This window comes from Bacillus sp. FSL K6-1366, from assembly GCF_037976695.1.
GTDB lineage: Bacteria > Bacillota > Bacilli > Bacillales > Bacillaceae > Bacillus > Bacillus subtilis.
The window spans coordinates 1,743,717-1,760,287 of record NZ_CP150268.1 but is presented as its reverse complement, the minus strand read 5'-3'; the positions used below and the strand labels follow the sequence as shown (position 1 = coordinate 1,760,287).

23 protein-coding genes are annotated in these 16,571 nt (G+C 44.8%); 15 read left to right on the top strand and 8 right to left on the bottom strand.

Annotated elements, in window-relative coordinates; genetic code table 11:
* Positions 1-12: 12 nt before the first annotated feature.
* The 8 genes from csbD (at position 13) to MHI44_RS09175 (ending at position 4,881) form a co-directional block, all read left to right on the top strand.
* Positions 13-201, top strand: coding sequence for a stress response protein CsbD (gene csbD / locus MHI44_RS09210; RefSeq protein ID WP_015251021.1), 189 nt, complete (start codon positions 13-15; stop codon positions 199-201).
* A gap of 220 nt (positions 202-421) precedes the next feature.
* A complete protein-coding gene (locus MHI44_RS09205) occupies positions 422-685 on the top strand; it encodes an ABC transporter (protein WP_231573524.1) in 264 nt (87 codons plus the stop codon).
* Positions 686-888: 203 nt separating this feature from the next.
* Positions 889-1,047, top strand: coding sequence for a hypothetical protein (locus MHI44_RS09200; protein ID WP_120363539.1), 159 nt, complete (start codon positions 889-891; stop codon positions 1,045-1,047).
* A gap of 194 nt (positions 1,048-1,241) precedes the next feature.
* Positions 1,242-1,559 (top strand): urease subunit gamma, encoded by a 318-nt coding sequence (gene ureA, locus MHI44_RS09195; protein WP_003227724.1) that lies wholly within the window; start codon positions 1,242-1,244, stop codon positions 1,557-1,559.
* A complete protein-coding gene (gene ureB, locus MHI44_RS09190) occupies positions 1,556-1,930 on the top strand; it encodes an urease subunit beta (protein WP_003227726.1) in 375 nt (124 codons plus the stop codon). Before ureA ends, ureB begins: the two co-directional genes overlap by 4 nt.
* Complete coding sequence (ureC, locus tag MHI44_RS09185; protein WP_015714862.1) at positions 1,927-3,636, top strand: urease subunit alpha; 1,710 nt, start codon at positions 1,927-1,929, stop codon at positions 3,634-3,636. The genes ureB and ureC overlap by 4 nt, the downstream gene beginning before the upstream one ends.
* A gap of 134 nt (positions 3,637-3,770) precedes the next feature.
* Positions 3,771-4,172, top strand: coding sequence for an Rrf2 family transcriptional regulator (locus MHI44_RS09180; RefSeq protein ID WP_003227734.1), 402 nt, complete (start codon positions 3,771-3,773; stop codon positions 4,170-4,172).
* Between the two features lie 67 nt (positions 4,173-4,239).
* Positions 4,240-4,881 (top strand): NAD(P)-dependent oxidoreductase, encoded by a 642-nt coding sequence (locus MHI44_RS09175; RefSeq protein WP_339203362.1) that lies wholly within the window; start codon positions 4,240-4,242, stop codon positions 4,879-4,881.
* Positions 4,882-4,915: 34 nt separating this feature from the next.
* Here the strand turns inward: MHI44_RS09175 and MHI44_RS09170 are convergent, their stop codons facing one another.
* On the bottom strand, positions 4,916-5,299 hold the full coding sequence (locus MHI44_RS09170) for a DUF5362 family protein (protein WP_003227738.1): 384 nt from the start codon (positions 5,297-5,299) through the stop codon (positions 4,916-4,918).
* 144 nt (positions 5,300-5,443) lie between these two features.
* Here MHI44_RS09170 and mta point away from each other — a divergent pair, with 144 nt between their 5' ends.
* On the top strand, positions 5,444-6,217 hold the full coding sequence (gene mta, locus MHI44_RS09165) for a transcriptional activator Mta (RefSeq protein ID WP_015483809.1): 774 nt from the start codon (positions 5,444-5,446) through the stop codon (positions 6,215-6,217).
* Between the two features lie 20 nt (positions 6,218-6,237).
* Here the strand turns inward: mta and cls are convergent, their stop codons facing one another.
* A complete protein-coding gene (gene cls / locus MHI44_RS09160; protein ID WP_003243311.1) occupies positions 6,238-7,686 on the bottom strand; it encodes a cardiolipin synthase in 1,449 nt (482 codons plus the stop codon).
* Between the two features lie 242 nt (positions 7,687-7,928).
* On the opposite strand from cls, the gene MHI44_RS09155 reads away from it, so the two are divergent.
* Entirely contained in the window at positions 7,929-8,363 is a 435-nt protein-coding gene (locus tag MHI44_RS09155; protein ID WP_015251026.1) for a YwnF family protein, read from the top strand.
* On the opposite strand, the gene MHI44_RS09150 is transcribed toward MHI44_RS09155, so the two are convergent.
* The 3 genes from MHI44_RS09150 to MHI44_RS09140 form a co-directional block, all read right to left on the bottom strand.
* Complete coding sequence (locus MHI44_RS09150) at positions 8,360-8,491, bottom strand: hypothetical protein (protein WP_032678712.1); 132 nt, start codon at positions 8,489-8,491, stop codon at positions 8,360-8,362. The genes MHI44_RS09155 and MHI44_RS09150 overlap by 4 nt on opposite strands.
* A gap of 158 nt (positions 8,492-8,649) precedes the next feature.
* Entirely contained in the window at positions 8,650-9,168 is a 519-nt protein-coding gene (locus MHI44_RS09145) for a DUF5362 family protein (RefSeq protein ID WP_015251027.1), read from the bottom strand.
* A complete protein-coding gene (locus tag MHI44_RS09140) occupies positions 9,165-9,656 on the bottom strand; it encodes a GNAT family N-acetyltransferase (RefSeq protein ID WP_010886629.1) in 492 nt (163 codons plus the stop codon). The genes MHI44_RS09145 and MHI44_RS09140 overlap by 4 nt, the downstream gene beginning before the upstream one ends.
* A gap of 140 nt (positions 9,657-9,796) precedes the next feature.
* Here MHI44_RS09140 and spoIIQ point away from each other — a divergent pair, with 140 nt between their 5' ends.
* A complete protein-coding gene (gene spoIIQ, locus MHI44_RS09135) occupies positions 9,797-10,669 on the top strand; it encodes a stage II sporulation protein spoIIQ (protein WP_014481160.1) in 873 nt (290 codons plus the stop codon).
* Positions 10,670-10,779: 110 nt separating this feature from the next.
* Complete coding sequence (locus MHI44_RS09130) at positions 10,780-11,202, top strand: VanZ family protein (RefSeq protein WP_326224420.1); 423 nt, start codon at positions 10,780-10,782, stop codon at positions 11,200-11,202.
* A gap of 40 nt (positions 11,203-11,242) precedes the next feature.
* Here MHI44_RS09130 and bcrC read toward each other — a convergent pair whose 3' ends face one another.
* From bcrC to amtB, 3 genes are all read right to left on the bottom strand, one after another.
* Positions 11,243-11,824 (bottom strand): undecaprenyl-diphosphate phosphatase BcrC, encoded by a 582-nt coding sequence (gene bcrC / locus MHI44_RS09125; RefSeq protein WP_024573494.1) that lies wholly within the window; start codon positions 11,822-11,824, stop codon positions 11,243-11,245.
* A gap of 182 nt (positions 11,825-12,006) precedes the next feature.
* Complete coding sequence (locus MHI44_RS09120; RefSeq protein ID WP_003221829.1) at positions 12,007-12,357, bottom strand: P-II family nitrogen regulator; 351 nt, start codon at positions 12,355-12,357, stop codon at positions 12,007-12,009.
* A gap of 11 nt (positions 12,358-12,368) precedes the next feature.
* Positions 12,369-13,583, bottom strand: coding sequence for an ammonium transporter AmtB (gene amtB, locus MHI44_RS09115; RefSeq protein WP_015251031.1), 1,215 nt, complete (start codon positions 13,581-13,583; stop codon positions 12,369-12,371).
* 281 nt (positions 13,584-13,864) lie between these two features.
* On the opposite strand from amtB, the gene MHI44_RS09110 reads away from it, so the two are divergent.
* The 3 genes from MHI44_RS09110 (at position 13,865) to MHI44_RS09100 (ending at position 16,440) form a co-directional block, all read left to right on the top strand.
* A complete protein-coding gene (locus MHI44_RS09110; protein WP_326236981.1) occupies positions 13,865-14,329 on the top strand; it encodes a hypothetical protein in 465 nt (154 codons plus the stop codon).
* 183 nt (positions 14,330-14,512) lie between these two features.
* Positions 14,513-15,082, top strand: coding sequence for a hydrolase (locus tag MHI44_RS09105; protein WP_326236982.1), 570 nt, complete (start codon positions 14,513-14,515; stop codon positions 15,080-15,082).
* Positions 15,082-16,440: an MFS transporter gene (locus tag MHI44_RS09100; protein WP_014481154.1), complete on the top strand. Its 1,359-nt coding sequence runs from the start codon at positions 15,082-15,084 to the stop codon at positions 16,438-16,440. The genes MHI44_RS09105 and MHI44_RS09100 overlap by 1 nt, the downstream gene beginning before the upstream one ends.
* The last annotated feature ends 131 nt before the right edge of the window (positions 16,441-16,571 follow it).

Here is a 16,571-nt window from a genome sequence, read left to right as displayed (position 1 = left end):
GGGAGAATTAACATGGGTAACGATAGTGTAAAAGACAAAATGAAGGGCGGCTTCAATAAAGCCAAAGGAGAAGTGAAGGATAAAGTCGGAGATATGGCTGACAAAACGGACATGCAGGCTGAAGGCAAAAAAGATAAGGCAAAAGGCGAAATCCAAAAGGATATCGGGAAAGCCAAGGATAAATTTTCAGATAAAGATTAATCGTACGGAAGAGGCAGGAAACGAAATGTTTCTTGTCTTTTTTTGTTCGCTTTTTCTGATGTGAATAAATATAACAAAAAAAGAAGCTGATTTGGTCAATGTAACTAAATTTTTTAAATATTCTTTGAATTAATAGGCCTCTTCTATATAATAATGACATAAGTTGTAAACTTTTATAACATCATTTGAAGAAATCAAACAAAGGGGTTTTGATGACGGAATGTACTGCACCGAAGAAAGTGTCGGAAGCAACGGGAGTGCGAAAAAACAGTTGATATCGACACAAGCGGGGATTCGTTCAATGAGGGCCGGATTTCTTCACTCGTTAAGAGGAACGGTGGCGATCAGCGAATTGACCGTCCATGATGCGGAGTTAATGGCAATAGTCGGGTTCTCGGTATCGTGGAGGACGGCGCCTCAGACTGGACTCCATGCCATGCTTCCGGTTGCGGAGCAAAACAACGGGCTGCCATCAGGAATATAACGTCTGGTTATGATCAATCGATGGTTTTGCACAGCCTTAGCTTCGCCCGGGGCAGATTGTCGCTGTATTAGGCCGAAATGGAGTCGGCCATCCACTCCATAGGCCTGCTTCCGGCTAAACAGGGGGGCTATTTATTTTAATCAAACGTTTGTTCAAAGCGAAAAGGCGGCCAACAGCAGCAGCTTGCAATCGCCAGAGCGCTGATGGTAAATCTGAAAAATATTTTACTTAATAAACAATTGGAAGGAATTCAGATTTTAATTGTCGAACTAGTCAGACAAGTTATTATAGAAATTTCCAGAAAAAAAGACATTTGTTATCTTAGTCGAGCGCAGTCTGGAAAACGCGTTAATCTGTGCTGACTATCTTTCTGTAATCGACAGGGGAACGGTTGTTGACCATGGCAAGGCTGATGAAGAAACGGCATGCCGCTTTGAAAGGCATCTTTCCGTATGACCCCCATTCTCGAAGAAAGGGAGGTGATGTCCCGCCTGACTGTTCCGCAAATTCGTAGTAGCCGCATCTGCTTTATATGACAAAAGAAGGAGGACTACAGATGAAACTGACACCGGTTGAACAAGAAAAATTGCTCATTTTTGCAGCGGGGGAATTAGCCAAACAGCGAAAGGCGCGGGGCGTTCTGCTGAACTATCCTGAGGCTGCTGCTTATATCACCTGCTTTATTATGGAAGGCGCACGTGATGGGAAGGGAGTAGCAGAGCTGATGGAAGCCGGCCGCCATGTATTAACGGAAAAAGATGTGATGGAGGGGGTGCCTGAGATGCTTGACAGCATTCAGGTGGAGGCCACATTTCCGGATGGAGTAAAGCTTGTTACGGTACATCAGCCAATTTCTGCGGAGGTGAAGTCATGAAGCCGGGAGCATTTCAAATTGCTGAGGGAACCATTACGATTAATGAAGGGCGTGAGATACGGGAGGTAACGGTAAAAAACACCGGATCACGCTCCATTCAAGTCGGTTCGCATTTTCATTTTGCGGAGGCCAACGGGGCTTTATTATTTGACCGTGAGCTGGCGATCGGCATGCGTCTTGATGTTCCATCAGGCACGTCGGTCCGTTTTGAGCCTGGAGAGCAGAAAACGGTCTCACTAGTGGAAATCAGAGGACGCAAGACAATTAGAGGGCTGAACGGAATGGCCGACACGTTTATCGATGAACGCGGCAAAGAAAAAACGTTGGCCAACTTAAAACAAGCCGGCTGGATGGAGGGTGTAATCCGATGAAAATGTCACGGGAGGAATATGCGGAGCTGTTTGGCCCGACAACGGGCGATAAAATCAGATTGGGCGACACGGATTTATGGATCGAAGTCGAAAGGGATTTCACAGTATATGGTGAAGAAATGATCTTTGGCGGCGGAAAAACTATCCGCGACGGCATGGGCCAAAACGGCAGAATCACAGGGAAGGACGGCGCTTTGGATTTGGTTATCACCAACGTCGTGCTATTGGATTACACAGGCATTGTCAAAGCGGATGTCGGTGTGAAAGACGGCCGGATTGTCGGTGTCGGAAAAAGCGGAAATCCTGATATCATGGATGGAGTCGATCCGCACATGGTCATAGGAGCGGGGACAGAGGTGATTTCCGGTGAAGGCAAAATTTTAACAGCCGGGGGAGTGGACACGCACATTCATTTTATTTGTCCTCAGCAGATGGAAGTTGCGCTTTCTTCAGGTGTGACAACCCTTTTGGGAGGCGGAACAGGACCCGCTACAGGAAGCAAAGCGACAACATGTACATCCGGCGCGTGGTATATGGCAAGGATGCTGGAAGCGGCCGAGGAGTTTCCGATCAATGTCGGCTTCTTAGGGAAAGGGAATGCATCCGATAAAGCGCCGCTGATCGAGCAGGTGGAAGCAGGCGCCATCGGCCTTAAGCTTCATGAAGACTGGGGCACGACGCCAAGCGCCATTAAAACGTGTATGGAAGTCGTGGACGAGACTGATATTCAAGTTGCCATCCATACTGATACGATTAACGAAGCGGGCTTTTTGGAAAACACGCTCGACGCAATCGGGGACCGGGTCATTCATACTTATCACATTGAAGGTGCAGGCGGCGGCCATGCCCCGGATATTATGAAGCTCGCCTCTTACGCGAACATTCTGCCGTCATCTACAACGCCAACCATTCCTTATACCGTTAATACGATGGATGAGCATCTTGACATGATGATGGTCTGCCACCATTTAGATGCGAAAGTGCCTGAAGATGTGGCGTTCAGCCATTCCAGAATCAGGGCTGCGACGATTGCCGCGGAGGATATTCTCCATGATATCGGTGCGATCAGCATGACATCATCGGATTCCCAAGCGATGGGGCGGGTCGGTGAAGTGATCATCCGAACATGGCAGGTAGCCGATAAAATGAAAAAACAGCGCGGCGCTCTTGCCGGCGAAAACGGAAATGACAATGTACGCGCAAAACGGTACATTGCCAAATACACGATTAATCCGGCAATTACGCACGGGCTCAGCCATGAGGTCGGCTCGGTGGAAAAAGGGAAGCTTGCTGATCTCGTTCTGTGGGACCCGGTATTTTTCGGCGTAAAACCGGAACTGGTCTTAAAGGGCGGCATGATTGCACGTGCGCAAATGGGAGATCCGAACGCGTCCATCCCGACTCCTGAACCGGTTTTCATGCGCCAAATGTATGCGTCTTACGGAAAAGCCAACCGTTCAACCTCGATTACATTTATGTCTCAGGCAAGCATAGAGCGTGGTGTGGCGGAAAGCTTAGGGCTGGAAAAAAGGATTTCTCCAGTCAAAAATATCAGAAAGCTGAGCAAACTGGATATGAAGCTGAATTCGGCTTTGCCGAAGATTGAGATTGATCCAAAAACCTATCAGGTCTTTGCTGACGGGGAGGAATTGTCTTGCCAGCCTGTCGATTATGTCCCACTTGGACAAAGATATTTCTTATTCTGATAAGACGCGGCCGGAGTGCATCCGGCCGTTCTATTGACTAAAAACGGTGCACAAAACCCGTGTATTTAGTGTATATTAGATGTTGACAAACGAATCAAATGTAACTATTATAGTTACAACGGTGGTGAAAAAACATGATTAACAGCCGTCTTGCTGTTGCCATTCATATTTTATCCCTCATCTCGATGGATGAAAAAACATCTTCAGAAATCATTGCAGACAGTGTCAACACGAATCCGGTAGTTGTGCGAAGAATGATCAGCCTGCTGAAAAAAGCTGATATTCTCACATCACGCGCCGGGGTGCCGGGTGCAAGCCTCAAAAAAGATCCTGCTGATATTTCTCTTTTAGAAGTGTACCGGGCTGTCCAAAAGCAAGAAGAACTCTTTGCGGTTCATGAAAACCCGAATCCGAAATGTCCGGTAGGGAAAAAAATTCAGAACGCTCTGGATGAAACGTTTGAAAGTGTGCAAAGAGCGATGGAAAATGAACTGGCAAGCAAGTCATTAAAAGATGTTATGAATCATCTCTTTTAATCAAAAGGGATGACTTCTCACCGCTAACATGTAACTAAAATTGTTACAAATAAGGAGGAAATGAAAAATGAAAATTGGTATTATCGGCGCAACCGGGAAAGCGGGAAACGAGATTTTGAAAGAAGCGAAAACAAGAGGCCATGAAGTGACAGCCATCGTCAGAAACGCTTCAAAAGTGCAGGGGCAGGACGTAGCGGTTTTGGAAAAAGATGTGTTTGAACTGACTGCGGAAGACATCAAGCCTTTCGACGCAGTCGTAAACGCTTTTGGAGCAGCACCCGGCCAGGAACATCTTCATGTTGAAGCAGGAAGAGCACTCATCAACATCTTAAAGGACGCGAAGCGCACAAGATTGCTTGTTGTTGGAGGAGCGGGAAGCCTGTTTGTTGATGAAGCCAAAACAACCCGTTTAATGGATACGCCGGAATTTCCGAAAGAATATTTGCCAACTGCATCAAATCAAGGCGAGAACCTGAAAGATTTGCAGCAGACAGACTCCATTTCCTGGACGTTCCTCAGTCCTGCGGCATTTTTTGATCCGGCAGGAAAACGGACTGGCTCTTACCAAAAAGGAAAAGACAATGTCATCGTAAATGCAAAAGGCGACAGCTATATCAGCTATGCAGATTATGCCATTGCCGTGTTGGACGAGCTTGAACATCCCGAACACAAAAATGAACGCTTCACAGTGGTAAGCGAAGCGGAATAATAAAAAACCCGGAGCCAGCTCCGGGTTTTTCTCATTAATAAGTGCTGTACGTATCGCTGAAAAGGCCGTCAGCAATCCCAAGCATTAAAAAGATGAAGAAGGCGATAATCGCAAGAATGGATACAGCAATGCTTACGATCAAATAAATCCCTTGCATCTTTACGAATTTCGCGTAATTCTCCAGCATTAAGTCTTCAGACTGTCCGCTATTGTGTTCAGCCATTTGGCCTGCTTCCCTAGCTGACCTCATCAAAAAGATACCGGAAATAATTTGCAGTACGCCTGGCACGGCACCGATTAGAAAAAAGAACGCGCCTGAAAGCGCGGTAATTGCGCCCATAATAATAAATAAAATGCCTGTAGCTTTTCCCCATTTCGAAATGCTGATGAGGGTTTTGTTCATTGTTTCAGGATTCATGTATACTGGCTCCCCTTTACAAAAAAATACTCACTTTTCTTTTATACACTATTTGTGAGAAGTTTTGTATATAGAAAATAACATTTTGGGGATTGACCCTAACGTTGCGTGATTGTTTACGATAAAAAAGAGGAGGTGTTATGTATGAAATATCAAGTTAAACAAGTGGCGGAGATATCAGGTGTTAGCATTCGGACGCTCCATCACTATGACAATATTGAGCTTCTGAATCCTTCAGCGCTTACTGATGCTGGGTATCGTTTGTACAGTGACGCAGACCTGGAAAGACTGCAGCAGATTTTATTTTTCAAGGAAATCGGGTTTCGTCTGGATGAGATTAAGGAGATGCTGGATCATCCGAATTTTGACCGGAAAGCGGCACTTCAGTCGCAAAAGGAGATATTGATGAAGAAAAAACAAAGAATGGATGAGATGATTCAAACAATTGACAGGACGCTTTTGTCCGTTGATGGAGGGGAAACGATGAATAAGAGGGATTTATTTGCCGGATTAAGCATGAAAGACATTGAAGAGCATCAGCAGACATACGCTGACGAAGTCAGAAAGCTGTATGGTAAGGAAATCGCAGAAGAAACAGAGAAAAGGACATCTGCATACTCGGCAGATGATTGGCGCACGATCATGGCTGAATTTGATTCGATTTACAGACGAATTGCGGCGCGAATGAAGCATGGGCCCGATGATGCAGAGGTTCAGGCCGCAGTGGGGGCATTTCGCGATCATATTTGCCAATATCATTACGATTGCACACTCGACATTTTCAGAGGACTCGGGGAAGTGTATATCACTGACGAGCGATTTACCGATTCAATCAATCAATATGGAGAAGGTCTTGCCGCTTTTTTGCGGGAGGCGATCATCATTTACTGTGACCATCAGGAAAACCCCCGGCCGTAAAGGCCGGGGGTTTGCACATCTTATAAGATCGGCGACAACAGCCGCGAGACGGATTCTTTTATTCGAATCCACAACGGGCGCTGCAGATACTCCTCATAGGTGAATTTTCTGGATACTAGCAAATCTTCTTTAAAAGTTGAAACCAGTTTTTTAGCAATGGTGATATCGTATATAAATGCATTAACCTCAAAATTCAGCCTGAAGCTTCGGACATCAATGTTCGCTGTGCCGACTGAAGCGATTTCGTCATCCACCACGATGGTTTTCGCGTGAATAAAGCCGTTATCGTAAATATAGACAGTGGCTCCGGCTTTCAGCAGATCGCCGATATACGAAAGTGTTGCCCAGTATACAAAGGCATGATCGGGCTTGTTCGGAATCATAATGTTAACGTCAATGCCCGAAAGGCAAGCGATCCTTAAAGCATCCAGCAGGCTTGCATCTGGGATAAAATAAGGTGTTTGTATCAAAATGGAACGCTTGGCGTTCGAAATCATTTTGATGTAGCCATTTTTAATTTGTTCCCATTCCGAATCAGGGCCGCTTGTGACAATCTGCATCCCGACGTTGCCTTTTGGGCCGTAATCAGGAAAGTGATTTGGAATATATGTCAGCGTATGGTGATGAGAAGCTTGGTTCCAGTCAAGGATGAACCGTGTTTGGATGGCGTGCACGGCCGTTCCTTGCAGCCGGATATGCGTATCCCGCCAATAACCGAATTTCGGATTAAGCCCTAGATACTCATCTCCGACGTTAAAGCCTCCGACATAACCGGTCATACCGTCTATGATCACAAGCTTTCGATGGTTCCGGTAATTCAGCCGCAGGTTAATCGGCCTGAGCTTTGACGGGAAAAAGACCTCCACATGCCCGCCAGCCTCGCGAAGCTCTTTAAAAAACTTTTTTCTCAGCGTTCTGGACCCGAGTTCATCATAAAGCACTCTGACCTGAACACCTTCTTTCGCCTTTTGGATGAGAGCGTCCCGCAATTTTTTGCCTAATTCATCGCCTTTATAAATATAATACTGTAAATGGATATGATCCTTAGCCTTTGAAATGTCACTCAGCAGCCGCTGAAATTTATCCCGTCCATCTGTAATGACGTCAACTGAATTATCCTCTGTAAACACAGCATGGTTATTCATAATCAGCATATAAATTAAATCTTTGTTATCAAAGGTTGCCCGGTTGTTAAACTGAAATTGCTTGGTTTCTAAATCTTCAAGCTGATGCTTCAGCAGCCTTTCAATTCCAATCTTTTTCCGGTCTTCCCATTGAAACAAATGCTTGCGTCTGAGATTATGGCCGAATAATAAGTATAAAATAAAGCCTAAAACGGGAATAAAGAAAAGAACAAGCAGCCACGCCCAAGATGCACTGGCATCGCGCCGTTCTTTGAAGATGACAATGATGGCCAAAAGAATATTTAAAATGAAAAAAAGTGATAAAAGGATGGAAGAAATACTCACTTTGTAACCCCGCTCATTCATATTTATCAAGAAGATTGCCATTAGTATTCCATGAATAACAGTGATCTGATTCCCATTACAAATTATAACACTCACATTTTAAAAGAATAAAGAGCGGCGATCCAGATTCTTCGTGAAAAATACGGGCAGATTTCTTTAAAACCAGCTTGCACCTGCGTTAAAATAAACACATATGATAACGTTCGTGAAGCTTGAAACATCAAATAAAGGGGGAGGATTATATGAACTTTTACAGAGTCGAACAAATGCCGGGGTTCATCAAAACAGAAATGCAAAAAATTCAAAAGGCCGTACAGCCTTTCATGAAAAAAACCGTCATTTACCGTTTTCTTGCTATTCCGCTTGCTGCATTCTCTCTCTTTAATTTAGCTGCTTTTCTATTTCATGCTTCAGCTGACAGGGAGTCCCTGATCAGCGCAGGCATATTCGCTATTTTGGCGGCGCTCGGGCTCGCATTTTTTAAAGAGGCAGGCTATCAGCATAAACAAATCCAAAAAACGGTTCACATCTATATGCTGAACAGGATCAAAAAGAGCGAAATCCTTTCAGAAGAGCGGAAAAGCTCCTACGCACGACAAATAAAGGAAGAGCCTTTTGCGATGCGGAGTTTTGTTGAATTTTTGACTGAGGAAGACAGACGCAAAAAAATGTATTAAAGAAGAGATGCACCCGGATTTCTGGGATTTTCCAGACGATCCGGGTGTGTTTTTTTGCATGCAGACACCCGAAATAAAAAGTGCGGTTTCGGATTGATTCCGACTTCATCCGTTTTTTTGATATTCATTTCTGGGTAACAGCGTTGCTTTGTTGATTTCCACTACTAGAGATGTCTATTGTATGCTTGCTTCAGGATTTGGTGTTTACGCCGGCCTGCTTTGAATAGTCAAATAAAATAGGCATGGTTCCGTTTATATGGAACGCATGCCCTGTCCTGTCTCATCATTATTCAAACACCGGATCATCCTCATAATAATAGGAATCCGGATCTTCATACGAAGGCGTGTTCTCAAAAGCAGCAATGCCGATTACCACCAGCACGAAAATGGCTACAATGATCCCGATCAGGACAGTAACGATACTGGATGCTGCATAAAACAGCTGCATTTTTATAAATGTCCCGTAATTTTCAAGCATGCTTTCGCCAGCGCTGCCGGCTAGATTTCCTTCGGCTTCCGCGGCTGCTTTTGCTGAGCGCATCAAAAATACGCCTGATATAATGAGCAGCACGCCCGGGATGGCGCCAATCACTGTCATCAAAACAGACAGAGTGACAAGCGATCCCATAATGATTAACAAGATGCCAGAAATTTTGCCCCACTTGGCAATGTCGGATAGCGACTTGACAGCAGAGGCGCTCAGCTGGCGGGTCTCCTGTTCAACAGGTGCAGTCTCCTGTTCAGCGAGGCTATTTTCTTCATTATGATGTTCAATTTCGTTTTCATCTTTATCCAGACTAATCATGAAAGCTCTCTCCCTAAAATTTTTAAATCGTATCTTTTCCCGTCCATTTCGGCGATGCCGGGGAATAGTCCCCATTCTGCAAACCCGTGCTTTTCAAACAGCTTCAGGCTTGGTTTATTATGCCCGAAAATGAAGGCCATAAGTGAGCGGATGCCAAGATTCGGGGCAATGCGGAGCGCTTCTTGAAGCAAATATGATCCAACACCTTTGCCGCGGCATGCTTCGTCAATGTATATGCTGACCTCCGCTGTTTTATTATAGGCTGGCCTTCCATAAAATGTTTCAAAGCTGATCCAGGCAGCGACGTTTCCGTTTTCATCCTCGGCCACATAGAGCGGACGTGACTCTGTATGTCCCGAAAACCATTCCATCCGGTCTTCAGGAGTTACCGGTTCGGTATCGGCTGTTACCATTCGAGAAGCAATCGTTGAATTATAAATCGCCACAACAGCCTCCAAGTCTCTATGTTCAGCAAGACGCAATGTCATGTTCATACGTTTTTGGCACTCCTCTCAAAAAAATACATATTTTCGTTCAGTCTGTGCAAACTACATCTAAAAAAGTTTTTTTGGATAGGTTGTATATATTTTCAGAAAAGTGTTCAGAATGTTGCTGAGGTGATGAAACAATGAGAGAGGAAGAAAAGAAAACTTCTCAAGTCAAAAAACTTCAGCAGTTTTTTCGTAAACGCTGGGTGTTCCCTGCAATTTACTTAGTCAGTGCGGCCGTCATTTTAACAGCTGTCCTTTGGTATCAATCAGTATCAAATGATGAGGTAAAGGATCAGTTGGCTGATAACGGCGGAAACTCCGCATATGACAACAACGACGATGCAGTTGAAGTAGGAAAGTCAATGGAAAATGTCGCAATGCCGGTTGTTGATTCTGAAAACGTTTCTGTTGTGAAAAAGTTCTATGAAACCGATGCCGCAAAAGAAGAGAAAGAAGCAGCACTCGTTACCTATAATAACACGTACAGCCTAAGCAAAGGAATTGACTTAGCTGAGAAAGACGGAAAAGATTTCGATGTCTCTGCTTCTCTGAGCGGTACGGTTGTTAAAGCTGAAAAAGATCCAGTGCTGGGATATGTTGTGGAAGTAGAACATGCCGACGGTTTATCGACTGTGTATCAATCTCTTTCCGAAGTAAGCGTTGAGCAAGGTGACAAAGTAAAACAAAATCAAGTGATCGGAAAATCTGGCAAGAACCTTTACAGTGAAGACAGCGGAAACCACGTGCACTTTGAAATCCGTAAAGATGGGGTTGCAATGAATCCGTTAAACTTTATGGACAAACCAGTTTCTTCTATTGAAAAAGCAGCAGCTGCTGAAGAAAAAGCTGCCACCCAAGAAACAGAAGAATCCATTCAGCAATCTTCCGAGAAAAAGGACGGATCAACTGAAAAAGGAACAGAGGAAAAATCCGGTGAGAAAAAGGATGATTCGACTGACAAATCTGGTTCTAAAGAAAGCAGCACAACAGAAGACACTGAGCAGTCTTAATGAAGAAAACGTCTATCCTTGTGATGGGCGTTTTTTTCTGTTACTTTTTGCATAATGTCATCGTCTATGTAGTTACACATAGGCACGTTTGCTATAAAGGAGGTTATGCTGTGAATCGTCTATTGCTCGCAGGCTGGATCTTTTTTATCCTGCTTTCTGTCTGTACGGAAAGCTTCAGCGGCATGGTCGTATCGCAAACGGTGGCTTTTCATTTTCAGCCGCACCCTGATCTGTCTCAATTTTTAGTTATGGATTTTACTGAGCTTACTGTCCCTGAAGCGTTTATTCAAAAAATCGGACACGCGTTTTCCTTCTTTGTGCTGACATATTTGCTGTGGAAACAGTGGGGCAGCATAAGATCAGCTGCAGCCGGCTCATTCGCGTTTGCTTTTTTCACAGAAGTTCTTCAGCTCTTCTTCAGCAGGAATGGTTGTATCCGGGATGTGCTCATCGATGCTGTTGGAATTGGATTGTTTTATGGTTTATATGTGTTGGCGAAGCGAAGAAAACAAGAGATGTATGAGAAATATTAAAGCCGGCTGTCTTGGTTAAAGACGCCGGCTTTTGTCTTTCTTAGAAATTTTGATCGGTTGGTTTTTTCGTCAGTTTATTGATAATGGTTTCATAAATCCTTACGACCAAATCGACGAACGGGCGGAGCAGATCTGAAAATCTAAAGAAAAGGAACCCGATAATGATGGCGACAACGAGGCTGCCCAATACATCTACCGGATAGTGATGTCCCACCCAAATTCTCGAAAAGCCTGTCAAAAGCCCAAAAATGACAAGCGGCCAGCCGATTTTGCGGTTTCTGAAAAGCATCGCAATAGAAATCGCTAATGCACCTGTCGTATGGTCACTTGGAAATGAAGCATCCGCAGCATGCGGAATCAGTGTATGCACTGTATGCGCAACGAACGGGCGCGGTTCGAAATAAACAAGCGTAATCAAATAGTTGATCACAAGGCCTGCAATTCCTGTGATGCCTGCGTATAGCACATGTTTTCTGCTTTGTGTGTTCCCAAACAGCCAGATTGCCAATAGGATAAGGGCATAGGCGACAATGGCATATTCCGTGATGAAGACCATAATGGAATCGAGAACTGAATTGTGATGAGATAGTCCATGGATTGCTTTAAAAATTTCGTAGTTCAAATAATCACCTTTTACATTTTTATATTTAGTAGACTAATCTTACTCATGAAAAGTTTCAAATAAAAATAGAGATTGTCTGAAATAACGGCGCTTGAAGAGAATTCGAAGAGGAATCGCGGTTTCTGGGGGGGATTCTGTGCACAAAAAAAAGAGATCCGGAGTGTCCGAATCTCGTACCGATATTAAAGTGCTTCAGGTCCTTCTTCGCCTGTGCGGATGTTGATCGTATTGCTGATTTCATAGACAAATATTTTACCGTCACCCGGTGATCCCGTTTTCAGCACCCTTTTAGCGGTCTCAGTCACTTGATCAACAGGAACCTTGCTGACCACAATTTCTATTTTTAAACGCTCGTATACATTGCTTTCTATTTTTACCCCTCGATAGAGCTCCGTATGTGCTTTTTGAAGGCCGCAGCCGTGTACATTGGAGAAAGTCAGAGAGGTCACTCCGATTTTTCCGAGTTCCTGCTTCAGCTTTTCAAAATTTGCCGGACGCGTTACAATTTCTACCTTGAACATTTGACCGCTCATAGCGTCACTCCTCACATAGAATCTTGATATGCTTTTTCCCCGTGCATCGTTAAGTCAAGCCCAAGTGACTCTTCTTCTTCAGTTGCGCGAAGGGGAAGGAAGAGGCTTACAAATTTAATAATAACGAAAGTGACAATAAATACAAAAACATAAGTGGCGGCGATGGCGACGATTTGTTTCCAGATTAAGCTTGCATCACCGTAAAATAACCCATCTGCGCCCGCTGAGTTAACAGAGGTTGTTGCGAATAATCCTGTTGCGATTCCGCCCCATGTGCCGCCGATCCCGTGCAGGCCAAAGGCGTCAAGCGCGTCGTCGTATCCGAATTTCTTTTTAAGCGAGAATACTCCCCAGAAACAAACAGCTCCGCCGATGATGCCGATAATAATGGAAGCGAACGGTGTGACAAATCCGGCAGCCGGCGTAATGGCGACAAGCCCGGCGATTGCGCCAGATACCGCTCCGAGCATTGTCGGTTTTTTGTTAATGATCCATTCTACTAAGATCCAGCCGGCGATCCCGGCTGCAGCTGCGGTGTTTGTGTTGATGAACGCGTACATGGCTACACCATCTAAAGTCAAAGCGCTGCCGACGTTAAAGCCGAACCAGCCGAACCAAATCAAAGCTCCTCCTAAGAAGGTGTAAATGAGGTTATGCGGAGAAGACGCTGTACCGTCTTTCCGTTTGCCGAGCACAATGGCAAGAACAAGTCCTGCCACACCGGAGGAAATATGAACAACATTGCCGCCAGCAAAATCGAGCGCTCCAAGCTGGCCGATCCAGCCGCCGCCCCATACCCAGTGCGCTACGGGTGTGTAAACCAAAGAGGCCCATAAAACCGAGAATAATAGAAAAGCGCCGAATCGCATCCGCTCTGCGAAGGCCCCGGAAATAATCGCTGTAGTCAGAACGGCAAACGTCATTTGGAACATCATAAATAACGAGTGGGGGATGGTATCGCTGTAATCTCCCGGATCAAATCCGACCCCTTTGAGGCCGGCCCACTCCAGCCCGCCGATGATTGAATTGCCTGGTGCGAAGGCAAGTGTATATCCGAACAGCACCCAAACGATGGAAACGATGGCAATGGAAGAGAAACTGTGCATGGCAGTGCTCAGCACATTTTTGCTCTTTACCATTCCTCCATAAAATAACGCTAATCCCGGGGTCATCAGCCACACGAGTAAAGCGCAAAAGAACATAAAAACTGTATCGCCCATTTGCATGTCTCATTCCTCCGTATCTTTCAGAATAAAAAGCAATTATTATATTTCTTCATTATAGAGAAAAAAGAATGATAAAACATTTTCATGTAAGATTTCCTAACATGGTTTTTAAGAAATGTTATCGAGGGACGGAAAGAAAGGAGAACGACATTTTTTACGATATAAGACTTTGTATCTATAAAAGAAGCTATTCATATGAGCTGAAAAGGGAATTGACATTAATTAGAATACTATATACTGTATTAAGTGTACTATATCAAATAATACACCGAGGGGGATGTATGATGAAGAAAGACGGCAGACTGAGGAAAGCGGTACGCAAGTCGATTCCCGCGACGTTCCGATTGTTTTTAGCCTTTAATTTTTTCGTGTACGGTCTGGCGAAAGTGGTAATTGGCCAGTTTGGCGAGGTGACGCCTGAAATCGAGGCGGCTGCCGGGAAGGGGTTTACGATCGCGTGGACATTTTTCGGTTATTCTCATGTCTATGAACTGTTTATAGGTTTTGGTGAAATTCTGGCAGCTGTTTTATTACTGATTCCGCGAACGGCTGCATTAGGGGCGGTTATTTTTATGCCCATTATTGTGAACATCGTCTTGATTAACTATTGTTTTGATATTGGCGTGCAGGATCTTAGCACGATATTAATGGTTATGTGTCTTATCCTGCTTTGGATGGACCGCTGCAAATTCATGGGCATTTTCAGGCAGGAACCGATAGACAGCAGGCAGGTGATGAAGCGATGACGCCCCTTATGATTACAGTGCTTGCCGGTTTGTTCGTATGCACAACCTGTTACTACTACATAAAAGAAAAATCATGAGACAACGCTCCTTCTGAGAATTTCACAAGCATCATAAAAGAACTTAGGCAGTGTGAAGAGTAAAATATGCAATGTGAGAAACACTAACAGTATCAGGAGGAGACGTATGATGAATACACTCAACATTGATTTTCAAAAAACAGCATTGGTTATCATTGATTTACAAAAGGGGATTGTGCCGATTGATCAAAGCGGCCAGGTTGTCCCGAACGCGAGAAAGCTCGTAGATGAATTTCGGAAACATAACGGGTTCATCAGCTTTGTAAATGTAGCCTTTCATGATGGAGCGGACGCCCTGAAGCCGCAAACGGATGAGCCTGCGCAGAGAGGTTCAGGGGAAATGCCGGCGGACTGGGCCGAATTTGTTCCGGAAATCGGTGTGCAGGATGGCGATTATACTGTGACAAAACGGCAATGGGGTGCTTTTTTTGGCACAGATTTAGACTTGCAGCTGAGACGTCGCGGCATTGATACGATTGTATTGTGCGGCATCGCAACGAATATCGGGGTGGAAAGCACAGCACGGGAGGCATTTCAGCTTGGCTATCAGCAGATTTTTATTACAGATGCCATGTCCACATTTAGCGATGAAGAGCATGAAGCCACACTGCGCTTTATTTTCCCGAGAATCGGTAAATCGCGGACAACGGAAGAGTTTCTGGAACAAGTGAAATGATGTTATCGAAAAAAAGCCGGGCTGTTTTTTTAACAGCGGTGGCTTCGGGAACAATGCTGAATCCGCTGAACTCGTCTATGATCTCTCTTGCGCTCCATAGCATCCAGCATGAGTTTCACCTCTCGTTTACAACGGTTTCCTGGCTGATTTCCTCGTTTTACTTGGCGAGTGCCGTAGCGCAGCCCGTAACGGGAAAGCTCGGTGATTTGATTGGGCGGAAACGCTTGTTTTTATTCGGGCTTATTCTTGTTGCGGTTTCTGCCATCGGGGCGCCGTTTGCGCCGACGTTTATGACATTATTGGTCATGCGGCTGTTTCAATCGGTGGGGAGCAGCGCGATTTATCCGTCAGGTGTCGGCTTGATTCGGAATCATATTCATGAGCGCCAAGCTTCAGCCTTGGCTGTACTCTCTATTTTTGCGTCCGCCATGACGGCGCTGGGGCCGACAGTCGGCGGTTTTTTGATTGTATGGGGAGGCTGGCCGGCGATCTTTATCGTTAATTTGCCGTTTATTATCCTCAGCTTCTTATTGGGCCTGTATATGTTCCCGAAAGATCAGAAAAAAGGGGCAGGAATCAAAACCATTATTCAGCAGCTCGACATTCTTGGAATTGTTTTATTTGCCGGGGGAATCATTTTCCTTCTATCCTTTTTGCTGTCGTTCAGCACGTCGCCGCATGCGGTTGAAGGTGTGCTTGGCTTGCTTCTGCTCTGTGCGTTTGTCTGGCGCGAGCTGAAAACGGATAAGCCGTTTATTGATGTCCGTCTGTTTAAAACACAGCGAAACCTGTCAGCCGTGTATGTTCAGTTTATTTTATTGAATGTTTTCTTCTATTGTTTATTTTTTGGTCTGCCAAGTTACTTTCAGGATGAAATGCATCTTTCTGTTCAAACGAGCGGCCTGTTTATGCTGTTTATGTCTGGAATGAGCATCGTTGTGTCACCTTTAACCGGCAAATGGATCGACCGATCTGGTGTCGTCAAGCCGATCTTTGCGGGAGCGCTTTTGATGACGGCTGGAGCCGTGCTCTTAACCATCTTTTTTATCAATGTCGAGACCATTGGGAAAGGCCTCATTCTATCGCTCTTGGGTATAGGCTACGGACTGGGAAATGTCGCGCTTCAGGCAGCGATGCTGAAAACGAGTCCTTCCAACATGGTAGGAACGACTTCAGGCCTGTTTCAAACCTGCCGTTACCTAGGATCGATTTTGTCTTCGGTGATCCTTGGCATTCTTTTTGGTAAAGAAATCACGGCAGCCCATTTTGATATGATGGGAATCATTATGATCATAGCGGGCGGAGCAAGCCTGTTAATGGCTGTGAGATTTGCTGCATTAATGAAAACTGCATCTTGAGAAAGAGACGGGCTCTGAGGTCTGTCTCTTTTTCTTGTTTAAGCTGTTCAAATACAAACGGGAAAATTGTATATCATAGCCAGTGTTATTGTCTGACTCTTCAGTTATATTAAGTGACATCTAATGTCAAA